The sequence below is a fragment of the uncultured Campylobacter sp. genome (genome assembly GCF_937890585.1).
GTDB lineage: Bacteria > Campylobacterota > Campylobacteria > Campylobacterales > Campylobacteraceae > Campylobacter_A.
Map to the genome: position 1 here is coordinate 1 of NZ_CALACG010000152.1, position 5,500 is coordinate 5,500.

Sequence of the window (5,500 nt, forward strand, 5' to 3'; positions counted from 1 at the left end):
GTTTTATGATAGAATACGAAAATTAAAAACCAGAAGGAGAAAAAAATGGGAAAATTTGTCCAAAGCGTAGATCATTTTTTTGATTTTTGTAAAGAAAATGAAGTCAAATTTGTCGATTTTAGATTTACCGATCTAGTCGGCGCATGGCACAGCATAAGCTACAACATAAAGGCCGTCACAAAGGACCATTTTATACATGGCATTCCGATGGACGCTAGCTCGATGCATGGCTGGCAGCCGATAGATAAAAGCGACATGATAATGAAGCCAGAAGCGACATCTGCGTTTTTGGACCCATTTACCTCTGACATCACAGTCGTTGTTTTTTGCGATATCTACGACATTTACAAAGGTCAAATTTACGAAAAATGCCCTCGCTCGATCGCAAAAAGAGCGATGCAGTACGTAAAAGATAGCGGCCTTGGAGATGAGGCATTTTTTGGCCCTGAGAATGAATTTTTCGTATTTGACAATGTCAAGATCATCGACAGCCCAAACTGCGCAATGTATCAAGTAGATAGCGAAGAAGGCGAGTGGAACGACGCTACGGACTTTAAAGATGGCTACAACACAGGCCACCGCCCACGCAGAAAAGGCGGCTACTTGATGACTCAGCCTATCGACAGCATGGTCGATCTAAGAGCTGAGATGATGCAGGTTTTGGAGCAAGTTGGCCTTGAAGTTTTCCTCGGACACCACGAGGTCGCGCAGGGTCAAGGCGAGCTTGGCGTGAAATATGGCAACCTAGTTGAGGCCGCTGATAACGTTCAAATTTACAAATACGTAGTTCGCATGGTGGCTCACCTAAACGGCAAAACAGTTACATTTATGCCAAAACCGCCTTATGGCGACAATGGCAGCGGCATGCACGTACACCAGTCAGTTTGGAAAGATGGCAAAAATTTATTTTATAAAGAGGGCGGATATGCGAATTTAAGCGACTTTGCGAGGTATTACATAGGCGGAGTTTTAAAACACGCTAGAAGTGTCGCAGCCTTTACAAACCCTAGCACAAACAGCTACAAACGCCTAATCCCAGGCTTTGAAGCACCATCTATCCTCACCTACTCGAGCCAGAACCGCTCAGCTAGCATCCGCATACCTTACGGCGCTGGCGAGAAGTCGGTTAGGGCTGAGATGAGATTCCCAGATAGCACAGCAAACCCTTACTTAGCCTTCTCAGCGATGCTAATGGCAGGCCTTGACGGCGTAAAACACAAATACGAGCCGGTTGGTCCGATGGATGAGAATTTATTTAAACTTCACCTTGATGAGATCAGAGAGCGCGGCATCGAGCAGCTCCCACACACGCTTCGTGGCAGCCTTGAAGCGCTTATCCGTGACAACGAATACCTAAAACCGATAATGAGCGATCTTTTCATCGACACATATCAGCACGTGAAATTTGAAACTCAGGTTTGGCCTTACGAAGCGCGTCCGACCGCTTATGAGTTTAAGACCTGCTTCTCTTGCTAAAACGCACTTCCAAGCTCTTTTTGGGCTTGGAAACTTCTTTTTTTAATAAAATTTTTAAAATATAGAATTTAAATTTAGTAGTATCTGTTTTTGCCATTGTAAGTAAATTTATGCAAAAGCCGTATAAAATTTCAGGCTTTAAATTTGGCTATTTTTATTTAGAAATTTACGCCACAAAGAAAGTTAAATTTGGCAGGCGAAAAACTATTAAAATTTTGAGCCTAGAAAGATTTTTAGCCATAGGTTAAATTTGGTTATTTCGTCTATAAATTTAGACCAAGACAAAATCAAATTTCTAAATTTATACCCAAAAGTCGTCCAAATTTAGCTAGCAAAATTCCCTAGCTATTTTGCACTTCAGGCTGTCCAAAGAGCCTATTTGCCTCTTTTATAACGCCCTCTTCTCTTTGCTTTTTAAGCTCCTCTGGACTCTTGCTCTGGCTTAGCGACATCAGCTCTTTTGCAAAGTCATTTTGTGGCTGAGATAGCGTATTTGCCTCGATCTGTCGTGCCATAACAGGCTCTTTTACTGGCTCATATTTTTGCTCGTCTTGCTGTCTAGCCTTTATCTTAGCGATCTCCTCGTCAAGGTAGCTATATTTATCCTGTGGCTCTTGTGGCTTAGTTTGTGGCTCAGACTTTGCAGCAGGAATTTGAGTTTTAGCATTTACGATCTTGATCTTTTTACCAAAAATTGTATGTAAAATTTCATGCATTACGCCCCAGCTTTTTTTGAAAAATGCCAGCTCATCACCAGTTGCATTGACGACCAAGCCAAGCTCATTTTCGTTTAAAAAGCTAAAACTTATGTGATTTTTAAAAATTTCTCCAAGCTCAAAGCTTCTATCATAAATTTTTGCCACAAACTGCTCGTACGGCGACCTTGGTGCCTCTTTTAGGGCTAAAATTTGTTCACTCACGCCAGCTTTTGGCTCTATAGCCACGCTAGGCTCGCTCTTAGCAAGCTTTATGGCTTCATCGATATCTTGTAAATTTAGCGCCTCTATCATTATAAAAAGCATAAGCATCAGCACAAAGCCATTATCGCTTGATACGCTTAACATCGACTTTGCCTGCGCCAAAATCCTAAAAAATCTCTCATATATAAGAAGTGAAAATTTCGGGTCGTTGTCTAAAAATCTCTGCTTTAAATTTGCCAAAATTTCATCTATGATCATCTCTGGCTCATAGGTCTCAAGCTCGGTTACAAGCACTCTAATGGCGTTTTTATCGGCATTTGCGACGTGTTCGATGATCTGCTCGATCCTACTTGGATCAAGAAGTCCGAGCATCGCTGCCACGCTTGATTTTGTGATATTACCAGCGCCATAAATGATAGCTTGATCAAGCAGCGTTAGCGTATCTCTTAGCGAACCGCCGCCACTTCTAGCTAGTATCTCAAGCGCCTCTCTCTCGTAGCTCACGCCCTCTTTGCTAAGGATAAATTCAAGGTGTTTTACGATCTCATATCTGCTTATTTGTTTAAATCTAAAATGTTGCGTCCTTGAAAGCACCGTCGTCGGAAGTTTAAGCGGGTCGGTCGTTGCAAGGATAAATTTAACATAGCTTGGCGGCTCTTCGAGCGTTTTAAGAAGGGCATTAAACGCCTCTTTTGTTAGCATGTGCACTTCGTCGATGATGAAAATTTTATATCTAGCAGCCGTAGGAGCGTACTTTGTCTGCTCGATGAGCTCCCTTATATCGTCGATCTTTCTGTGGCTGGCTGCGTCCATCTCGATGATGTCCATGTGGCGCGACTCGTTTGCCATCACACACTGCGCGCAGACCTCGCAAGGCCTAGAAGTTGGCCCTTTTTCGCAAACCAAAGCCTTTGCAAATATCCTAGCACTCGACGTCTTGCCGCTTCCCCTAAGGCCTGAAAACAAATAAGCATGGCTCACTCTGTTCTCATCAAGTGCGTGGGTTAGGCTCTTGCTTACGGCTTCTTGTCCGATGAGCTCGTCAAAATTTTTTGGTCGATATTTTAGGGCTAGTGCTTGCAACTGCTTTCCTTTTTGCAATTTTAATTTGCTGATTTTATAAAAAAAGGCATAAATTTATGGTTATGATAAAGTTAAATTTTGCTAAATTTAAGCCAAACTTTAGCTAGAAGGATAAATTTGCAAGCATTTATATCTGGATTTTTCACCTCTTTGTCGCTCATTTTAGCTATTGGCGCGCAAAACGCATTTGTGCTAAAACAGGGCATCAAAAGAGAAAATATCTTTATCATCTGCCTTATTTGCGCTATTAGCGATGCCCTCTTGATCTTTGCAGGAGTTTTTGGACTTGCTGGCCTCGTGCAAAATTTTTCTATCATCAAGCAAATCGCCCTATATGGTGGCTTTTTATTTTTGCTTTTTTACGCGCTAAAGAGCTTTTACACGTGCTTCTTCAAGGATCTTAGCATGGATACCAGCAGTGATTATGCCAGATCAAATTTAAAGAAAAACATCCTTTTAACGCTCGCTTTTACCTGGCTAAATCCTCACGTCTATCTTGACACGATGATCCTAATAGGCTCGGTTTCTACTAAATTTAAAGATGAAAATTTGATATTTGGCATGGGAGCTAGCCTTGCCTCATTTTGCTTTTTCTTTGCACTTGGCTATCTGGCTAGGTTTTTAGCACCCATTTTTGCAAGGCCCATCTCATGGAAAATTTTAGAGTTTTTTGTCGGCCTCATCATGCTCGCCCTTGCTTTCATGCTCCTTTTTGCTAGCTTCTAGCCTCTTTTTTAGCGCCTCTTTTTTGCGAAGTTCGAGTGCGTAGGCTTCATTTAGCGCGTCTTCGCCATCTAAATTTGCTCCGTCTAAAAATTTGCGGTAGTCTTCAAACTGCCTATTTTTTATCCCCCAAAGCACGCCAAAAAGCAGGGCTGCCCCCATCAAAACAGAGACCAAAACAAGCATCGCAAGAGTCGTTGTATCCACTATTTATCCTTAAATTTTCTAACTATAAAAAGCGAGTTTAGTATGACGCTTAGAGAGCTTGCCGACATGAAAAGCGCGGCAAATAGCGGCATGACGTAGCCACACACGGCAAATGGCAGGCTAAGGGCGTTATAAAGCAGGCAAAAGAGTAAATTTTGCTTTATCGTTTTATAGGTAAATTTTGAAATTTTCACCGCTTTTGCTAGGCTTTGCAGGCTATCATCAAGTAGTACCACGTCGCTTTTCTCTAGGCTCACCGCCGCGCCACTTCCCATGCAAATAGCCACGTGGGCAAGGCTTAGCGCAGCTGCGTCGTTTATGCCATCTCCTACCATCAGCACGTTTTTGCCCTGCTGTTTGAGACCAGCTATAAATTTAGCCTTCTCATCAGGCAGCATCCCTGCTCTAAACTCGCTCACACCAAGCTCATCTGCCACATTTTTTACCACATTTTGCACGTCGCCACTTAGGATACACACCTTCAAGCCAGCGCTCTTTAGCTCCTCTATTAGCGACTTTGTCTCGGGCTTTACGCTATCTTTTAGGTAAAATTTAGCCACCAGCTCGCCCTGCTTGCCAACAAAAAAGCTCACATTTTCTTCGCTTTCTTCAAATTTCACCCCATTTTCAGCCAAAAAGCGCCTACTTCCAGCGACAAAGCTCTCGCCTGCGATATCAGCGCTAACTCCCTTTGCCACGCTTAAATTTGGATTTTCAAGCTCAACTTTTTTTGCGCCTTTTTGCTTTAAAAACTCAGCCACCGCAACGCTTATTTGGTGGTTTGAGATGAGGCAAAGTGAGTAAATTTTATCGATACTCACGCCCTCTTTTATAAAAAACTCGCTCACTTCAAATTTAGCCTTTGTTAGCGTCCCAGTCTTGTCAAAGACCGCCACGTCGCACTTTGCAAGGCTTTCAAAAAATTTAGCCTCCTTAAAAAGCACCTTGTTTTTAAAGGCAACCCCAAGGGCGCAAACGCTGCTAACTGGTGTGGCAAGGGCAAGCGCGCAAGGGCAAGCGATGACGATGACGCTCACAGCTGTCACTATCGCTTCTGAAAAGCTAAATTTAAAGTACCAAAACCAAAATGT

6 protein-coding genes are annotated in these 5,500 nt (G+C 42.8%); 3 read left to right on the plus strand and 3 right to left on the minus strand.

Annotated features, from left to right (window positions below; all coding sequences use genetic code 11):
* The first annotated feature begins 45 nt into the window (after window positions 1-45).
* Window positions 46-1,476, plus strand: coding sequence for a type I glutamate--ammonia ligase (glnA, locus tag Q0296_RS04485; protein WP_298037042.1), 1,431 nt, complete (start codon window positions 46-48; stop codon window positions 1,474-1,476).
* A gap of 110 nt (window positions 1,477-1,586) precedes the next feature.
* Window positions 1,587-1,724, plus strand: coding sequence for a hypothetical protein (locus Q0296_RS04490; protein WP_298037045.1), 138 nt, complete (start codon window positions 1,587-1,589; stop codon window positions 1,722-1,724).
* Window positions 1,725-1,817: 93 nt separating this feature from the next.
* On the opposite strand, the gene Q0296_RS04495 is transcribed toward Q0296_RS04490, so the two are convergent.
* On the minus strand, window positions 1,818-3,479 hold the full coding sequence (locus Q0296_RS04495; RefSeq protein WP_298037048.1) for a DNA polymerase III subunit gamma/tau: 1,662 nt from the start codon (window positions 3,477-3,479) through the stop codon (window positions 1,818-1,820).
* 117 nt (window positions 3,480-3,596) lie between these two features.
* Between Q0296_RS04495 and Q0296_RS04500 the strand changes: the two genes are divergently transcribed.
* Window positions 3,597-4,205 carry a LysE/ArgO family amino acid transporter gene (locus tag Q0296_RS04500; RefSeq protein WP_298037051.1) on the plus strand — a complete coding sequence of 203 codons (609 nt, stop codon included), beginning with the start codon at window positions 3,597-3,599 and terminating at the stop codon, window positions 4,203-4,205.
* Here Q0296_RS04500 and ccoS read toward each other — a convergent pair.
* Together ccoS and Q0296_RS04510 are read right to left on the minus strand one after the other, a co-directional pair.
* A complete protein-coding gene (gene ccoS / locus Q0296_RS04505; RefSeq protein WP_366939721.1) occupies window positions 4,140-4,409 on the minus strand; it encodes a cbb3-type cytochrome oxidase assembly protein CcoS in 270 nt (89 codons plus the stop codon). The two genes, Q0296_RS04500 and ccoS, sit on opposite strands and share 66 nt — an antisense overlap.
* A partial coding sequence (locus tag Q0296_RS04510; protein ID WP_298037054.1) for a cation-translocating P-type ATPase occupies window positions 4,409-5,500 on the minus strand: 1,092 nt, incomplete at its 5' end. The genes Q0296_RS04510 and ccoS, both read right to left, overlap by 1 nt.

Excerpts from the sequence above, each read along its gene's own strand:
- glnA (WP_298037042.1), top strand. The coding sequence starts at position 46 with ATGGGAAAATTTGTCCAAAGCGTAGATCATTTTTTTGATTTTTGTAAA.
- Q0296_RS04490 (WP_298037045.1), top strand. The coding sequence starts at position 1,587 with ATGCAAAAGCCGTATAAAATTTCAGGCTTTAAATTTGGCTATTTTTAT.